Origin of the sequence: Acidovorax sp. Root219, from assembly GCF_001428665.1 — a bacterium.
Lineage (GTDB): Bacteria > Pseudomonadota > Gammaproteobacteria > Burkholderiales > Burkholderiaceae_C > Acidovorax.
This window is the reverse complement of the sequence record NZ_LMIJ01000048.1, coordinates 48,716-64,203: the sequence shown is the minus strand read 5'-3', so window position 1 is coordinate 64,203 and position 15,488 is coordinate 48,716. Positions and strand designations below refer to the sequence as shown.

At 64.9% G+C, this 15,488-nt stretch carries 14 protein-coding genes and 2 riboswitches; of the genes, 8 read left to right on the top strand and 6 right to left on the bottom strand.

Features of this window, described 5'->3' with window-relative positions; all coding sequences use genetic code 11:
• Window positions 1-107: 107 nt before the first annotated feature.
• From gcvP to ASE28_RS30875, 6 genes are all read right to left on the bottom strand, one after another.
• A complete protein-coding gene (gene gcvP / locus ASE28_RS30900; protein ID WP_057269795.1) occupies window positions 108-2,996 on the bottom strand; it encodes an aminomethyl-transferring glycine dehydrogenase in 2,889 nt (962 codons plus the stop codon).
• A gap of 30 nt (window positions 2,997-3,026) precedes the next feature.
• Window positions 3,027-3,401 carry a glycine cleavage system protein GcvH gene (gcvH, locus tag ASE28_RS30895; protein ID WP_057269794.1) on the bottom strand — a complete coding sequence of 125 codons (375 nt, stop codon included), beginning with the start codon at window positions 3,399-3,401 and terminating at the stop codon, window positions 3,027-3,029.
• Between the two features lie 86 nt (window positions 3,402-3,487).
• A complete protein-coding gene (gene gcvT, locus ASE28_RS30890) occupies window positions 3,488-4,630 on the bottom strand; it encodes a glycine cleavage system aminomethyltransferase GcvT (RefSeq protein WP_057269793.1) in 1,143 nt (380 codons plus the stop codon).
• Window positions 4,631-4,680: 50 nt separating this feature from the next.
• A riboswitch (glycine riboswitch) is annotated at window positions 4,681-4,807 on the bottom strand.
• Window positions 4,808-4,820: 13 nt separating this feature from the next.
• Window positions 4,821-4,912, bottom strand: a riboswitch (glycine riboswitch).
• A gap of 6 nt (window positions 4,913-4,918) precedes the next feature.
• The gene (locus ASE28_RS30885) at window positions 4,919-6,196 is read right to left on the bottom strand and encodes a TRAP transporter large permease (protein ID WP_057269792.1); all 1,278 of its coding nucleotides are present in this window, start codon (window positions 6,194-6,196) and stop codon (window positions 4,919-4,921) included.
• Window positions 6,193-6,687: a TRAP transporter small permease gene (locus ASE28_RS30880; protein WP_057269791.1), complete on the bottom strand. Its 495-nt coding sequence runs from the start codon at window positions 6,685-6,687 to the stop codon at window positions 6,193-6,195. Before ASE28_RS30880 ends, ASE28_RS30885 begins: the two co-directional genes overlap by 4 nt.
• A 108-nt stretch (window positions 6,688-6,795) precedes the next feature.
• Window positions 6,796-7,767, bottom strand: coding sequence for a TRAP transporter substrate-binding protein (locus ASE28_RS30875; RefSeq protein ID WP_057206097.1), 972 nt, complete (start codon window positions 7,765-7,767; stop codon window positions 6,796-6,798).
• A gap of 432 nt (window positions 7,768-8,199) precedes the next feature.
• On the opposite strand from ASE28_RS30875, the gene ASE28_RS30870 reads away from it, so the two are divergent.
• The 8 genes from ASE28_RS30870 to ASE28_RS30835 all read left to right on the top strand — a co-directional run bounded on the left by ASE28_RS30870 (window position 8,200) and on the right by ASE28_RS30835 (window position 15,474).
• Window positions 8,200-8,658, top strand: coding sequence for an Lrp/AsnC family transcriptional regulator (locus ASE28_RS30870; protein ID WP_007860247.1), 459 nt, complete (start codon window positions 8,200-8,202; stop codon window positions 8,656-8,658).
• An 88-nt stretch (window positions 8,659-8,746) separates the two neighbouring features.
• Window positions 8,747-9,655: a LysR family transcriptional regulator gene (locus ASE28_RS30865; protein WP_057269790.1), complete on the top strand. Its 909-nt coding sequence runs from the start codon at window positions 8,747-8,749 to the stop codon at window positions 9,653-9,655.
• A gap of 464 nt (window positions 9,656-10,119) precedes the next feature.
• A complete protein-coding gene (locus ASE28_RS30860) occupies window positions 10,120-10,944 on the top strand; it encodes a putative hydro-lyase (protein ID WP_057269789.1) in 825 nt (274 codons plus the stop codon).
• An 18-nt stretch (window positions 10,945-10,962) separates the two neighbouring features.
• Window positions 10,963-11,928 (top strand): TRAP transporter substrate-binding protein, encoded by a 966-nt coding sequence (locus ASE28_RS30855; RefSeq protein ID WP_057269788.1) that lies wholly within the window; start codon window positions 10,963-10,965, stop codon window positions 11,926-11,928.
• Between the two features lie 122 nt (window positions 11,929-12,050).
• Window positions 12,051-12,560 carry a TRAP transporter small permease gene (locus ASE28_RS30850; RefSeq protein ID WP_082608326.1) on the top strand — a complete coding sequence of 170 codons (510 nt, stop codon included), beginning with the start codon at window positions 12,051-12,053 and terminating at the stop codon, window positions 12,558-12,560.
• 15 nt (window positions 12,561-12,575) lie between these two features.
• Window positions 12,576-13,877 (top strand): TRAP transporter large permease, encoded by a 1,302-nt coding sequence (locus ASE28_RS30845; protein WP_057269786.1) that lies wholly within the window; start codon window positions 12,576-12,578, stop codon window positions 13,875-13,877.
• Window positions 13,878-13,928: 51 nt separating this feature from the next.
• A complete protein-coding gene (locus ASE28_RS30840) occupies window positions 13,929-14,894 on the top strand; it encodes a TRAP transporter substrate-binding protein (RefSeq protein ID WP_057269819.1) in 966 nt (321 codons plus the stop codon).
• Between the two features lie 31 nt (window positions 14,895-14,925).
• Window positions 14,926-15,474 carry a hypothetical protein gene (locus tag ASE28_RS30835; RefSeq protein ID WP_057269785.1) on the top strand — a complete coding sequence of 183 codons (549 nt, stop codon included), beginning with the start codon at window positions 14,926-14,928 and terminating at the stop codon, window positions 15,472-15,474.
• Window positions 15,475-15,488: the final 14 nt, after the last annotated feature.

The window sequence follows — 15,488 nt, the reverse complement described above, 5'->3', positions numbered from 1 at the left end:
CTACCTTCTTTTGACGAAGCAAAAGAAGGTAGGTGCGCCGCCGGGCGCACACCCCGGCCTCCGTCCTCAACACAGGCAGGACGCAACCACAGCCCTGCCGCGAAAGATCAAGCGTAGTCGCTGACCGGAATGCAACTGCACGCCAGATTGCGATCCCCCCACACATTGTCCACCCGCCCCACAGGCGACCAGTATTTGGCACTGCGCAGAGCAGCCACAGGATAGGCCACCGTCTCACGCGAGTACGGACGTGTCCACTCGCCGGTGAGCAGGCTCTCCGCCGTGTGCGGTGCGTTCTTCAATGGATTGTTGTCCTGCGGCCAGGCACCCGCCTCGATCTGGCGGATCTCTTCGCGGATGGCGATCATCGCGTCGATGAAGCGGTCGATCTCGAACAGCGTCTCGCTCTCGGTGGGCTCCACCATCAGCGTGTTGGGCACCGGGAAGCTCAGCGTGGGCGCGTGAAAGCCGTAGTCGATCAGGCGCTTGGCGACGTCCTCGGCCATCACGCCGCTGGTGTCCTTCAACTGGCGCAGGTCCAGGATGCACTCGTGCGCCACATGGCCATTGGCGCTCGCGTACAGCGTGGGGTAGTGGTCCTTCAGGCGCGCGCTGATGTAGTTGGCCGAGAGGATGGCGGTTTCGGTCGCGGCCTGCAGTCCCTCGGCGCCCATCATGCGGCAGTACATCCAGCTGATGGGCAGCACGGCGGCATTGCCCAGGGGCGCGGCCGATACGGCGCCCACGCCGCCGGGTACGCCGGCCGTGGCATGGCCGGGCAGGTAGGGCACGAGGTCGGCCACCACGCACACGGGGCCCACGCCAGGGCCGCCACCGCCGTGGGGGATGCAGAAGGTCTTGTGCAGGTTCAGGTGGCTCACGTCGCCGCCGAACTCGCCGGGGGCGGCCACGCCCACCAGGGCGTTCATGTTGGCACCGTCCACGTAGACCCGGCCGCCATGCTGGTGCACCAGGGCGCACAGCTCCTTGACCTGGGTCTCGAACACGCCGTGCGTGCTGGGGTAGGTGATCATCACCGCGGCCAGGTTGTCGCTGTGCTGCTCGCACTTGGCCTGCAGGTCCGCCATGTCCACGTTGCCGTTGGCGTCGCAGGCCGTCACCACCACCTGCATGCCCACCATCTGCGCGCTGGCGGGGTTGGTGCCGTGCGCGCTGCTGGGGATCAGGCAGATGTTGCGGTGGCCATGGCCCTGGGCCTCATGGTAGGCCTTGATGGCCAAGAGGCCCGCATACTCGCCCTGCGAGCCTGCATTGGGCTGCAGGCTGATGCCGGCGTAGCCCGTGGCCTGGCACAGCCAGGCGCGCAACTGCTCGTCAAGCTCGCGGTAGCCTTCGAGCTGGTCGGCCGGGGCAAAGGGGTGCACCTGGGCGAATTCGGGCCAGGTGATGGGGATCATCTCACTCGTGGCATTGAGCTTCATGGTGCAGCTGCCCAGCGGGATCATGCTGCGGTCCAGCGCCAGGTCCTTGTCGGACAGCTGGCGGATATAGCGCAGCATGCCGGTTTCGCTGTGGTGGGTGTTGAACACCGGGTGCGTGAGGTAGGCGCTGGTACGGCGCAATTCGGCGGGGATCAGCGGCTCCACGCCCTTCTCGAAGGCGTCGAAGGTGGGCAGGGCCTGGCCGTCCTTGGCGAAGATCTTCCACAACAGCGAGATGTCGGCGCGCGTGGTGGTCTCGTCGAGCGAGATGCACAGGTAGTGCTCGAAGTACACGCGCAGGTTGGCGCCCATCTGCACCGCGCGCGCGGCGATGGCGGCGGTGGCGCCATCGGTCTTGAGGCTCAGGGTGTCGAACGTGGCCTGCGGGCGCACGGGGGCGCCCAGTTGCTCCAGGCCCTTGGCCAGGATGGCGGTGTAGCTGGCCACGCGCTGGGCAATGCGCTTCAAGCCCTCGGGCCCGTGGTACACGGCGTACATGCTGGCCACCACGGCCGGCAGCACCTGGGCGGTGCAGATGTTGGAGGTGGCCTTCTCGCGGCGGATGTGCTGCTCGCGCGTCTGCAGTGCCAGGCGGTAGGCGGGCTTGCCATGCACGTCCACGCTCACGCCGACCAGGCGGCCGGGCAGCGAGCGCTTGAACTCGTCGCGGCAGGCCATGTAGGCAGCGTGCGGGCCGCCCGCGCCCATGGGCATGCCAAAGCGCTGCGTGGTACCCACGACGATGTCGGCGCCCCATTCGCCGGGGGCGGTGATCAGGGTCAGGGCCAGCAGGTCGGCTGCGGCGATGAATGCGGCCTGCTTGGCATGGGCCTTCTCCACGTCGGCACGCAGGTCGTCGATGCGGCCGCTGGTCGCAGGGTACTGGGCCAGCACGGCGAAGTACTCGCCGTCCAGAGCGGCGTGCCACTCGGGCGCGGAATTGGCCAGCACCACCTCGATGTTCAGCGGCTTGGCACGGGTCTGGATGACCTCGATGGTCTGCGGGTGCGCGTCACCGGCCACGATGAAGCGATTGCTCTTGGATTTGACGGAGCGCTTGGCCAAGGTCATGGCCTCGGCCGCGGCCGTGGCCTCGTCGAGCATGGAGGCGTTGGCGATCGGCATGCCGGTCAGGTCGCAGACCATGGTCTGGAAGTTGACCAGCGCCTCCATGCGGCCCTGCGAGATCTCGGCCTGGTAGGGCGTGTAGGCCGTGTACCAGGCTGGGTTCTCCAGGACGTTGCGCAAGATCACGCCCGGCGTGTGCGTGCCGTAGTAGCCCTGCCCGATGAAGCTCCTCAGGACCTGGTTCTTGCCTGCCATGGCCTTGAGCTCTGCCAGGGCCGCCGCTTCCGTCACAGGCAGCGGCAGGTCCATGGCCGTGCTGCGCGCAATCGAGCGCGGCACGATGCTCTCGATGAGGGCGCGGCGCGAGGCCTCGCCGATCACCGACAGCATGTGCGCCTCGTCGGCCGCATCGATGCCGATATGGCGGGGCAGGAATTCGGTGGCGTTTTCGAGCGCGCCGAGCGGCAGGGCGGATTGCATCAACATGGGGCAGGTCTCAGGCAGGGGCGGTTGCAGTTATGCGTTTTTCGCGAACTCGGTGTAGTCGGTCTCGCTCAGGAGGGCGTCGAGCTGGCCGGCATCGCTGAGCTTGACCTTGAAGAACCAGCCGGCGTTCAGGGGATCGGAATTGGCCAGCGAGGGGTCGGCGCGCAGGGCTTCGTTGACCTCGACGATCTCGCCCGAGACGGGCATGTACACGTCGGCTGCTGCCTTGACGGACTCGACCACGCCGGCGACTTCGCCCTGGGCAAAGGTCTTGCCGACTTCGGGGAGGTCCACGAACACCACGTCACCCAGGGCGTCCTGGGCATGCACGGTGATGCCCACGACAGCGGCAGCCGCGTCGGCGGCGTTGATCCATTCGTGGTCTTTGGAGAATTTGACGGTCATGGGGAAGCTCCTGTGGCTCTTGAAAAATGAAGGAATCTGCAATGTAAGCGGCATCGGCCCACGCAGGGGCCGTGCCAGGGCGGGCTTCAGCCCCGGAAATAGTTGGCGGGCACGAAGGGCATGGCGCGCACTTCCATGGGAATGGCCTTGCCGCGCACGATGGCGTTCACCCGGGTGCCGATGGCGGCAAATGCGGGCGTGACGTAGCCCATGGCCACGGGCTCGTTCACCGTGGGCCCGAGCAGGCCGCTGGTGACCTCGCCGATGGCCTGGCCGTCGGTGCTCTGCAGGGGCGTGTGCTCGCGCACGGGCACACGCTCCAGCGCCACCAGGCCCACGCGCTTGCGCGCCAGGCTGGCGGGGTTGTCGATCTGCGCCAGCACCTTGTCGGCACCAGGAAAGCCACCCGCGCGCGCACCGCCGGTGCGGCGCACCTTCTGGATCGCCCAGTTGAGCGCCGCCTCGGGCGGGGTGGTGGTAGTGTCGATGTCGTTGCCGTACAGGCACAGGCCGGCTTCCAGGCGCAGCGAGTTGCGCGCGCCCAGGCCGATGGGCTTGACCTCGGGCTGCGCCAGCAGGGCGCGGGCCAGGGTGTCGGCCTGGGCGGCCGGCACCGATATCTCGAAGCCGTCTTCGCCCGTGTAGCCGCTGCGCGTCACGAAACAGTCGCAGCCGGCAATGGTGTAGCTGCCACCGGTCATGAACACCAGTTTTTCGATGCCCGGCGCCAGGCGGGCCAGGGCGGTCACGGCCTGCGGGCCCTGCAGCGCCAGCAGGGCGTGGTCGGGCATGGGTGCAACTTCGCAGCGCTGGCCGATGCGCGCCTGGATATGCGCGATGTCTTCCACCTTGCAGGCACCATTGACGATCACGAACAGCGTATCGTTGCCCTGGTTGAAGAACATCAGGTCGTCGATGATGGTGCCTTCATCCGTCAACAGCAGGCCGTAGCGCTGCTTGCCCACCGGCAGGTCGATCACGTCCACGGGCACCAGGGTCTCGAAGGCGGCTGCGGCATCCGGGCCGATGAGTTGGAGCTGGCCCATGTGCGATACGTCGAACAGGCCGGCGGCCTGGCGTGTGTGCAGGTGCTCCGCCATTAGTCCGGCGGGGTACTGCACGGGCATGGAGTAGCCGGCAAACGGCACCATGCGGGCGCCCAGCTCCAGGTGCAGGGCGTTCAGGGGCGTGGTGAGCAGGGGGGCAGCGTTGGCGGCAGGGGCAGACATGGGGCGGACTCCGGGCAAATAGGGGCCGCGACCCTCAATGAGGTCGCGGGATTTGCCCTGCTGTCCGCTTTACCTGAGAGATTCACCGCACCGCCCTGGCTGGCGGCTGCGGCTTGCTCCTTCGGTGGATGGCCTGCGCGCTGTGCTGCGCGGCCACCTCTCTCCAGCAAGGGAACGCCTGCATCCCTGCAGGCGGTTGCCAGTCCTTTTGCCTGAGCGTTCGGGGTGTCCCTGCGCCTTCGGCGGCCTTCTCGAAGGAAGGCTCTCTCCTGACCGGGTGAATTCTAACTACTTTGAATACACCAGATCGCGCAGCGCGAGCGAAATGCCTGGGATATAGGTGATGAGCATCAGGCACACCAGGATCACGCCGACGAAGGGCAGCAGGTGCTTGATGATCCGGTCCAGCGAGATGCGCGCTACCGTGCAGGCCGCAAACAGGTTCACGCCAAAGGGCGGGGTGATCATGCCCAGCGCCAGGTTCACCACCATGATGAGACCGAAGTGCACGGGATCCACGCCGAAGTGCATGGCCACTGGCGCGAGGATGGGGGCCAGCACGATGATGGCGGCGCTGGTTTCGATGAACATGCCGATCACGAACAGGGCCGCGTTCACGCCCAGCAGGAAGAGGGTGGGCGATTGCAGCACCGACTCCAGCCAGCGGCCGATTGCATCGGGCACGCCCGCGCGGGTGATCAGGAAGGCGAACAGCCCCGCGTTGGCGATGATGAACATGATCACCGCCGAGGAGATGACCGATTTGCGCAGGATGGCGAACAAGTTCTGGATCTTGATTTCGCGGTAGATCACGACGCCCACGACGAGGGCGTAGAACACTGCCACGGCCGATGCCTCGGTGGGGGTGAACACGCCGCCATAGATGCCGCCCAGGATGATCACCGGCATCAGCAGCGCCCAGCCGGCCTGCAGCGTGGCCTTGCCGAAGGGCATGCGGCCTTCGCCATCGGTCTTGCCCCAGCCCTTCCACTTGCAGTACGCCCAGACGAAGAGCATCAGCGCACAGCTGATAAGCAGCCCGGGGCCGAAACCGGCGATGAACAGCTCGCCGATCGACACCTCGGCGCTCACGCCGTAGAGGATCATCGGGATGGAGGGCGGAATGATCACGCCCAGTTCGGCGCTGGTGGCCTGCAGCGCTGCGGCATAGCTCGTGGGGTAGCCGTGCTTGATGAGGGCCGGGATCAGGATGGCGCCGATGGCGAAGGTGGTGGCCACCGACGAGCCCGACACCGCGGCAAAGATCATGCAAGTGAGCACGCAGGTCATGGGCAGGCCGCCCTGCACGCCGCCCACGATGCTCTTGGCAAACTCGACCAGGCGGCGCGAGATCCCGCCGGTTTCCATCAGGTTGCCCGCCAGGATGAAGAAGGGGATGGCCGCCAGCGGAAACTTGTTGATCGAGGCGAACATCTCCTTGACGGAAATGAGCATGTTGGCATTGGAGGCCTGGATGCCCAGGATGGACGCCAGGCCGATGGAAACCGCTACCGAGATGGTCAGTGCAAAGCACAGCACCATCGTTGAAATCATGACCAGGCTCATTGGGCCGTCTCCAGTTCCATGCGCAGGGGATCGATCAGGTTGCCGATGATGCCGACCACGCAGAACAGGCCGCCGACAGGCATGGCCAGGTAGGCCCAGAACATCGATACCGACTCCAGCCCGGCCATGCTCTGCACTCCGCCGCGCACCGAATAGTCCCAACCCCACCAGATGATCACGCCGATGAGCGCGAGGGCTGCGAGCGACACCACCCAGTCGAGCACGCGCCGCATTTTGGGCGGGCTCCAGCGATACAGCACGTCCACACTCACCATCGCCCCCTGGCGAAAGGCGGCAGGGATGGCCAGGAACACCATCCAGATCAGGCTGAAGCGGATCAGCACCTCGGTCCATTCGGCAGGCTGCTCCAGCACGAACCGCGTGATGATCTGGAACATGCCGAGCGACGAGGCCACGGCCAGCATGGCGCAGGCGGCCAGCATCGCGATGGAGGTCGTCCAGCGCTCAAAAGTCAGAAAAGCATTTTTCATGGGGCAGGGCCAACCACAGGAAATAGTGGGTCGGTAAAAGGCAAGAACCAAACGCCCGGTAGCAAGGGTGCTACGGGCGTTTGGTTCCGGGGTGCGCAGCGCGCAGGATTACTTCACGTCGCGGATCTTGTCGAGCGTGGCCTTGCCAAACTGCTTTTCGAACTCGGCATTCACCGGGGCCAGTGCGGCGACGAACTTGGCCTTGTCCACATTGTCGATCACCGTCATGCCCTTGGCACGCAGGTCGGCCACACCCTTGGCATCGTCTTCATCGACGCGGGCGCGGTTGGCCTTGGTGCCTTCCTTGGCGGCGTCGAGGAAGGCCTGCTTGTCCGCCGCGCTGAGCTTGTCGAACGAGGCCTTGTTCATCACGAAGATGCAGGGCGAGTAGACGTGGCCCGTCAGCGTCAGGTGCTTTTGCACCTGGTCGAACTTGGCCGAGATGATGACCGGCAGGGGATTCTCCTGGCCGTCCACGGTGCCTTGCTGCAGGGCCGTGAAGACTTCCGGGAAGGCCATGGGCGTGGTGATGATGCCAAAGCCCTTGTAGGCCGCGATGTGCACGGGGTTCTCCATGGTGCGCATCTTCAGGCCCTTGAGGTCGCCTGGCTCCTTCACATCGCGCTTGCTGTTGGTCATGTGGCGAAAGCCGTTCTCTGCCCAGGCCAGGGCCTTGAAGCCCTTGCTGTCGAACTTGGTCAGCATCTCCTGGCCGATGGGACCATCGAGCACGGCGCGGGCATGGGCCTTGTCGCGGAACAGGAAGGGCACGTCCAGGATTTTGGTTTCGGGCACGAAATTCGGGATGGGGCCGGTGGAGCTGAAAGCCAGCTCCTGCGTGCCCAATTGCACCGCCTCGATCGACTCGCGCTCGCCGCCCAGTGCACCGTTGTAGAAGGTCTGCACCTTGTAGCGGCCGCCCGTGCGCTTTTCGACTTCCTTGGCAAACGTATCGATGGCCACGCCCTGGTGGGAGTTCTGCGCCGTCGAAATGCTGATGCGCATGGTGGTCTGCGCAGCAGCGGTGGCCACAAAGCCGAGCGCGAGGCTCAGGCCGACGACGAGTCTGGTCAATTGCATGGTGTCTCCTGTTGATTTTTGGGCTGACTGCGAGGGTGCCATGTCCCCTCGCAAGCAATGGAGCATCCACTCCACGCCAGTGCCAAATTATGGCGTTGCAGCATGGCTGGGGGCATCGGGGTTTGTGCTGGTAAGTGTGCGTACGAACAGACAATGCCCGTGCCTGGTCGCCAGGGCGACAGGGAGTGACAAAGGATGCGCAAAAGGGTAGGGGTGCAGGGGGTGCGGGGCTGGTTGTGCCCCTGCTTGCCAAGTGCCCCGGTCTGGCGGTAACCAGTCCGGGGCCCTGTCAGTTTGTGCGCTCCGGTAAGAGCGCCTTGATGTCCAAAGTATGCCCTGCAGAGGGCAGCAGTTCCTTCTAATTTTCTTTTAAATTGGAGATTTTGCAGAAAAATTTGCTGCAAATATAGAAATTCATGAATAATTGCAGCCATGGACCGTCTCGACAGAAAAATTCTCGCTGTGCTGCAGGGTGACGCGCGCGCCAGCCTGCAGGAAATTGGCCAGGCCGTGGGCCTGAGCCCCTCACCCTGCTGGGGCCGCATCAAGAAGATGGAGGAGGCTGGCGTCATCCAGGGCTACACCGTGCGGCTCAATCCGCAGGCTCTGGGCCTGTCCGACACGGTTCTGGTGCAGGTCACGCTCGACAGCCACTCGGACAACACGCTCGAAAAATTCGGCGAGACGCTGGCCAGCATCCCCGAGGTGATCGAGGCGCATCTCGTCTCGGGCGACTACGACTACCTGCTGCGCGTGGTGGTCAAGGACACGCGCGACTACGAGCGCCTGCTGCGCGAGAAGCTCTACAAGATCAAGGGCATACGCCACAGCCGTTCGAGCTTCGTGCTGCGCACGCTCAAGAAGGCCGACCTGCCGTTGTTCGCCGAATAGGGCCGGCCGCAGCGCCACTGGCACGTTCGGTGCTCCGCAGCTCGCTGGCAGGCGCACAATCCTGGCGCTGCTGCCCCACGGAAAAACCATGAACCTGCGTTTCGTCGAAGCCTTCTACTGGGTAGCCTCCCTGCGCAGCGTGACGCGCGCGGCCGAAAAGCTGTTCCTCACCCAGTCGGCCATGTCCAGCCGCGTGGCCGCGCTGGAGGAGGAGCTCGGCGTGCTGCTGCTCGACCGCAGCGACAAGCGCTTCAAGCTCACGGTGGCGGGCACGCGCTTTCTGACCTACGCCAAGCGCATGCTGGAACTGCAGCGCCAGCTCAAGGCCGAGATGGGGTCGGGCGGGCCCATGGAGGTCTCGATCCGCCTGGGTGCCATCGAATCGGTGCTGCACTCCTGGCTGATCCCGTGGATCGAGCAACTGCGCAAGGACAACCCGCTGTTGGAGCTTGAACTCACGGTGGAGACGACGCCCGTGCTGCTCGATCAGATCCGCCGCGGCGCGCTGGACACGGTGTTCGCCGCGCTACCCGCGTCGGCCGAGGGCATACGCACGCAGGCGCTCACGCCCATGGAAATGGTCTTCGTGGGTAACAGCACCCTGCACCGCAAGCGGCGCTATGCGCTCGCGGATTTCGCCGAGACCGACATCCTGACCTTCCAGCGTGGCTCGCAGCCGCACGTGACCCTGCTCGATGTGCTGCGCCAGGCGCAGGTGGAGCCACGCTGCGTGCACACCATCTCCTCCATCTCGGCCATGGTGCAACTGGTGCAGGGCGGCTTTGGCGTGGCCACGCTGCCGCGCCAGGCCGTGCAGCGGCTGCTGGCCTTTCCCGACCTGCGCCCGCTGGCCTGCGAGGCCGAGCTGCGGCCGCTGCCCATCCACCTGAGCTACCGCGAAGACCCGTCTTCCCCGGCTGTGGAAGGCGTGGTGCGTTCCGCCCTGGCCTTTGTCGAACTGCAGGCCGAGCGCACCAAGGGCCGCGCCAAAAGCTGAAATCTGGCTGACGGAGTGTGCCGGGCGCTGCGCCTTTGCAGGCCTGTATGGCTGCTGCGTGGCAGTTGGCCACCCATTTGCAGGCGTCAGACAGGCCCCCGGCAGCCGCTGCGGTCCGGGCATGCCTGTTGTTGGTGCAGCCCGGCCACCGCATGCAAGCCTGCGGACCTGCGCCATGGAGGTGCGAAAGCGCATCCGCGCGCCCGTCGCTGTTCCCCTCCATCCCCGCTGTGGAGCGCTGTCTGCACGTGGCGTTTTCTCGTGCCGACGTGGCCGAATGGCTGGTCTTCTCAATCCCTAGGGTTTCCACTTAGCACCAAGTTGGGTGAAGTGTGCTCCAGCGTAGTGCATCGAAAAAATCGATGAACTAAGAGAAATTTTTTGAATTTGCCAGTGGCAGTGGACCGCCAACACAATCCATCCATCGTCATGCATCTGACATTTCGCAACGCAAGGAAGCCACGGTGGACTCCACACACAACAACACTCCCGAGGTCTTTGGTTCAGCAGGCAGCAGTAACGCCGCGCATGTACGCAGCGTGATTCGCCAGGGCCTGTGGACCTCGCACACCAGCGGCCTGGCCGATGGCCATGTGCAGGGCAATCTGGTCATCCTGCCCGAGGTGCAGGCGGGCGACTTCCTGCGCTTTTGCCAGCGCAACCCCAAGCCCTGCCCGGTGCTGGCAGTGAGCGAGCCCGGCCAGTTCGCGTTGCCCTCGCTGGGCGAGGGCATCGACATCCGCAGCGACGTGCCGCTGTACCGCGTATGGCGCCATGGCGAGATGGCCGAAGAGGTGACGGACATTGCTGCGTTCTGGCGCCCCGACCTGGTGACCTTCATCCTGGGTTGCTCGTTCTCGTTTGAATCCGCACTGATCGAGGCTGGCATCCGCCTGCGCCACATCGATGAAGGCAAGAACGTTGCCATGTTCCGCACCAATGTGCAGACCGAGACCGCAGGCCCCTTCGGCGGCCCGATGGTGGTGACCATGCGCCCCATGCCAGCGGCCGACGTGATCCGTGCGGTGCAGGTGACCTCGCGCTTTCCCAATGTGCACGGCGCACCCGTGCACATCGGCGATCCGTCCCTGATCGGCATTGCCGATCTGTCGAAGCCCGATTACGGCGACGCCGTGGCGCTGATGCCTGGCGAGATCCCCGTCTTCTGGGCCTGCGGTGTCACGCCCCAGTCCGCCATCCTGCACGCCCAGCCGGCGTTCTGCATCACGCATGCCCCGGGCTGCATGCTGATTTCCGACCTCTTGAACCACCAACTTGCCAGCTTTTAACCTCAAGGAGCCTCCACCATGAAACGCATCGCCATCGCCCTCGCCGCCATCACCGTCTGTGCTGCAGGTGCCCATGCGCAAGTCAAATGGGACCTGCCAACCGGCTACAGCGCCAACACCTTCCAGACGGTCAACGTCCAGCAGTTTGCCAAGGAGGTGGATGAGCTGACCGCTGGCAAGCTGAAGATCACGCTGCACCCCGGCGGATCGCTCTACAAGGCCAACGAACTCAAGCGCGCCGTGCAAACCGGGCAGGTGCCTTCAGCGGAGTTCATCCTTTCGGGTGCGGCCAACGAAAACCCCTTGTACGGGGTCGACTCTATCCCCTTCCTGACCAAGTCGTACGCCGAGTCCCTGAAGCTGTACCAGGTGGCCAAGCCCGCGCAGGAAAAGCTGCTGGCTTCGCAGGGCATGAAGCTGCTGTTCAGTGTGCCATGGCCTGGGCAGTCGCTGTACTCCACCAAGCCGGTGCAGAGCCCTGCCGATCTGGCCGGTACGAAGATGCGTTCCTTCAGCCCGGCAACGACGCGCATCGCGCAATTGCTCAAGGCCCAGCCGGTCACCATCCAGCTCACGGAACTCGGCCAGGCGCTGGCCACCAACACGGTGAACAACTTCCTCACCTCCACGGCCAGCGGTGTCGAGAGCAAGCTGTATGAGCAGGTCAAGTACTTCTACCCCGTGGCCGCATGGCAGCCGCGCAATGCCACGGTGGTCAACCAGAAGGCCTTTGACAGCCTGGACAAGGCCACCCAGGACGCCGTGCTCAAGGCCGCTGCTGCGGCAGAAAAGCGCGGCTGGGAAGCCAGCGAGCGCCTGGATAAGGAGTTCCTCAAGGAACTGGGCGCCAAGGGCATGACGATTGCCGAGCCATCGGATGCCCTCAAGAAGGAGTTCGCCTCGATCGGGAACACGATGACGGAAGAATGGATCAAGTCCGCCGGGCCTGAAGGCAAGGCCATCATCGACGCCTACCGCAAGTAAGGCGCGCTCGCGCAACTGCCCGCGAGGCCACTCGCGGGCGGTTACCAGGGTGCCGACCCCTGCGGCCCGGCCACCACCCTGCCATCCCCTTCTTTTTTGTCAGCGACCTCCGGGAGATCGCCATGGACCAGTTCGTCCGAAATTTCTACCGCTTGCTTACCGGCCTTTCCTGCGTATCGATGGTGGCTGCGTTCCTCATCGTGATGCTGGGCGTTCTGTCACGCCAGGTGTCGTTCATCGAGATCCAGGGCCTGGACGCCTATGCGGGCTACGCGATTGCCGCAGCCTTGTTCTTTGCACTGCCCGGCACCTTGCAAAACGGCGACCACATCCGTGTCACCTTGCTGCTCGACCGCCTGCCAGCGCGCTGGCGTTCGGCCTTTGAATGGTTCTGCCTGATTGCCGCGCTCGTGCTGACGGTCTATGTGGCCTGGTATGCAGCCCGTTCTGTCTGGATTTCCTACGCTACGCACGATATTTCCCCCGCAGCTGACGCCTCGCCGCTGTGGATTCCCCAGATCAGCATGGCCGTGGGCAGCATCGGCTTTGCCGTCGCATTCGCCCATGCCCTCATCCTTAGGGCCCGCGGCGAGAACCTCATCGCAGTGAGCGAGACCGCTCGGTCCGAATAACCATCAAAGTAGAAAATCATGGATGTCATCATTGCATTCGGACTGATCGTGGTGCTGTTCGCAGTGCTTGGATCAGGTCTGTGGATCGGGCTGTCACTGCTGGCGGTGGCGCTGCTGGGCATGGAGTTCTTCACGAGCCGCCCCGTGGGCGACAGCATGATGCTGACCATCTGGGGCTCGACCTCCAGCTGGACGCTGACCGCGTTGCCGCTCTTTCTGTGGATGGGCGAGATCCTGTTTCGCAGCAAGCTGTCCAGCGACATGTTCAAGGGCCTGGCTCCCTGGCTGGAGCGACTGCCGGGCCGCCTGTTGCACGTGAACGTGGTGGGCTGCACCATCTTCGCCGCCATCTCCGGGTCGTCCGCAGCCACTTGCGCCACCATCGGCAAGATGACGCTGCCCGAGCTCAAGAAGCGGGGCTACCCCGACGACATCTCGGTGGGCACCCTGGCCGGTGCGGGTACGCTGGGGCTGCTGATTCCTCCTTCGATCATCATGATCGTGTATGGAGTCGCTGCCAACGTGTCCATCTCCAAGCTGTTCCTGGCCGGCGTGATTCCGGGGCTGATGCTGGCGGCGCTGTTCATGGGCTACATCATCGTCTGGGGCCTGCTCAACAAGGACAAGGTTCCCGCGCCCGACGTGAAGATGAGTTTCCCGCAGATGGTGTACGCCTCGCGCCACCTGATTCCGGTGGTCTCCCTGATCGCCCTGGTGCTGGGTGCAATCTACAGCGGCATCGCCACCGCCACTGAGGCTGCGGCATTGGGAGTGGGCGGAGCACTGCTCCTGGCCCGGATCGAGGGTTCGCTGAACTGGACGCTGTTCAAGGAAGGTCTGGTGGCCGCCTGCCGCGTGTACTGCATGATCGGCCTGATCCTCGCCGGCGCCGCGTTCCTCACGCTGGCGATGGGCTTCATCGGCCTGCCTCGGCACCTGGCGGAGTTCATCGGGTCGCTGCACCTGGCTCCGTTCTCGCTGATGCTGCTGCTCATCGTGTTCTTCATCGCACTGGGCTGCTTCCTGGATGGCATCTCGATGGTGGTGCTGACCATCGCCGTGCTGCTGCCCACGGTGGAGGCTGCGGGCTTCGATCTGATCTGGTTCGGCATCTTCATCGTGCTGGTGGTGGAGATGGCGCAGATCACGCCGCCAGTGGGCTTCAACCTGTTCGTCATACAGGGGCTCACGCGGCGGGAAATCATGTGGATCGCCCGCACGGCCTTGCCGCTGTTCATGCTGATGATCGCGGCGGTCATTGCCACGTATTTCGTGCCTGACATCGTCCTTTGGCTGCCCAACCGAATGCAGGGTTGAAGCGCACGAGCCTGCAACGCCTGTCGTCCATTTCCCTTGCTGGAGCAGATCATGATCAGAGCTTTCTTGCTGGCTGCGTTTACCGTGGCCCCGATGGTGCACGCCCAGACGCAGTGGAAACTGGCCACCGGCTACCGCGCCGAGTCGTTCCACACACGCAACGTGGTGCAGTTTGCGCAGGACGTGGAGCGTGCCTCCTCGGGCGCCCTGCGCATCGAGGTGCACGCCAACAACGCCCTGTTCAAGCTCGGCGACATTCCCCAGGCGGTGCAGGAGGGCAAGGCCCAGGCGGGCGAGACCATCATGACCAGCCTGGTGAAGGGCATGCCGATCGCCGGTGCCGACGCGATTCCGTTCGTGGTGCGCAGCTACGCGGACGCACGGCGCATGTGGGACCTGCAGCGCCCCCTTATCGAGGGGCACTTCGCCCGCAAGGGGCTCAAGGCCCTGTATGCCGTGCCCTGGCCGCCGCAGGGGCTGTTCTCGATTACACCCGTGCGCTCGTCGGCCGATTTCAAGGGCACCCGCATGCGCACCTACAACCCGGCCACCGTGCGCATTGCCGAGATGTTGGGCGCCACCACGGTGGACGTGCCCATGGTCGAGGTCAACAGGGCCCTGTCTGCGGGCCAGCTCGACTCCATGATCACCTCGGCCCTCACGGGAGTCGAGAACCAGGTCTGGGGCCAGATCCGGCACTACTACGGCATCAATGCCTGGTTCCCCAAGAACATCGTGTTCGTGAACCTGCAGGCTTTCGAGGCGCTGCCGCCTGCGGTGCGCCAGGCGGTGACGACGGCCGCCAGCGAGGCCGAGGCGCGCGGCTGGGCCATGAGCCAGGCCGTGGCCGACGAATCGGTGGGCGAGCTACAGCGCAAGGGCATCAAGGTGGACCGCGCCTCCGCCGAGCTCGACACCGAACTCAAGCGCCTGGGCGAGCGCTTCTCACGCGAGTGGGTGCGCTCCGTGGGGGGCGAGGCCAACCAGATCTTCATCCCGTACTACACGCAGCGCTGAGCTTTCCCAACCCCATTCCAGGAGAAGCACCATGCACACCCCCACCGACACCATCGAGATGTACCTGCGCGCCAAGGACGGCAACCGCCCGCACCTGATCGCCCAGGCCTTTGCCGGCGGCGCGCTGCTGCAGATGGAGATGCGCCAGGGCGGCATGGTCTTCCCGCCCTCGGCCCAGGGGCGCGAGGCGATTGCAGAGACCCTGGTGCGCAATTTCAACCGCAGCTTCGAGAACGTCTACACCTTCTGCCTGTCAGCACCACCCCATCCGGACAGCGCCGACTTCCATTGCGACTGGCTCGTGCTCATGACCGAGAAGGACAGCCGCGCCGTGCGCGTGGGCTGCGGCCACTACCACTGGCGCTTTGCGCCCGGCAACCGGCTGGCGCAGGAGCTGCGCATCGTGATCGAGGCGATGCAGACCCTGCCGCCTGCCGACATCCTGCCCGTGATGGCCTGGGCCACGGCGCTCGGCGGGCCCTGGTGCCCCCTGGACCAGGCCTTGGCAACCGTACCCCCCATTCCGGCCCTGCGCCAGGTGATGCAGCGCCTGGCCCCTGCCAGCGCAGCGTTGGCCTGACGCGGATTTCACCC

What these genes read in the sequence shown, in the direction of transcription:
- gcvP (WP_057269795.1), bottom strand. Translation starts at nt 2,996, where the DNA reads ATGTTGATGCAATCCGCCCTGCCGCTCGGCGCGCTCGAAAACGCCACC.
- gcvH (WP_057269794.1), bottom strand. Translation starts at nt 3,401, where the DNA reads ATGACCGTCAAATTCTCCAAAGACCACGAATGGATCAACGCCGCCGAC.
- gcvT (WP_057269793.1), bottom strand. Translation starts at nt 4,630, where the DNA reads ATGTCTGCCCCTGCCGCCAACGCTGCCCCCCTGCTCACCACGCCCCTG.
- ASE28_RS30885 (WP_057269792.1), bottom strand. Translation starts at nt 6,196, where the DNA reads ATGAGCCTGGTCATGATTTCAACGATGGTGCTGTGCTTTGCACTGACC.
- ASE28_RS30880 (WP_057269791.1), bottom strand. Translation starts at nt 6,687, where the DNA reads ATGAAAAATGCTTTTCTGACTTTTGAGCGCTGGACGACCTCCATCGCG.
- ASE28_RS30875 (WP_057206097.1), bottom strand. Translation starts at nt 7,767, where the DNA reads ATGCAATTGACCAGACTCGTCGTCGGCCTGAGCCTCGCGCTCGGCTTT.
- ASE28_RS30870 (WP_007860247.1), top strand. Translation starts at nt 8,200, where the DNA reads ATGGACCGTCTCGACAGAAAAATTCTCGCTGTGCTGCAGGGTGACGCG.
- ASE28_RS30865 (WP_057269790.1), top strand. Translation starts at nt 8,747, where the DNA reads ATGAACCTGCGTTTCGTCGAAGCCTTCTACTGGGTAGCCTCCCTGCGC.
- ASE28_RS30855 (WP_057269788.1), top strand. Translation starts at nt 10,963, where the DNA reads ATGAAACGCATCGCCATCGCCCTCGCCGCCATCACCGTCTGTGCTGCA.
- ASE28_RS30850 (WP_082608326.1), top strand. Translation starts at nt 12,051, where the DNA reads ATGGACCAGTTCGTCCGAAATTTCTACCGCTTGCTTACCGGCCTTTCC.
- ASE28_RS30840 (WP_057269819.1), top strand. Translation starts at nt 13,929, where the DNA reads ATGATCAGAGCTTTCTTGCTGGCTGCGTTTACCGTGGCCCCGATGGTG.
- ASE28_RS30835 (WP_057269785.1), top strand. Translation starts at nt 14,926, where the DNA reads ATGCACACCCCCACCGACACCATCGAGATGTACCTGCGCGCCAAGGAC.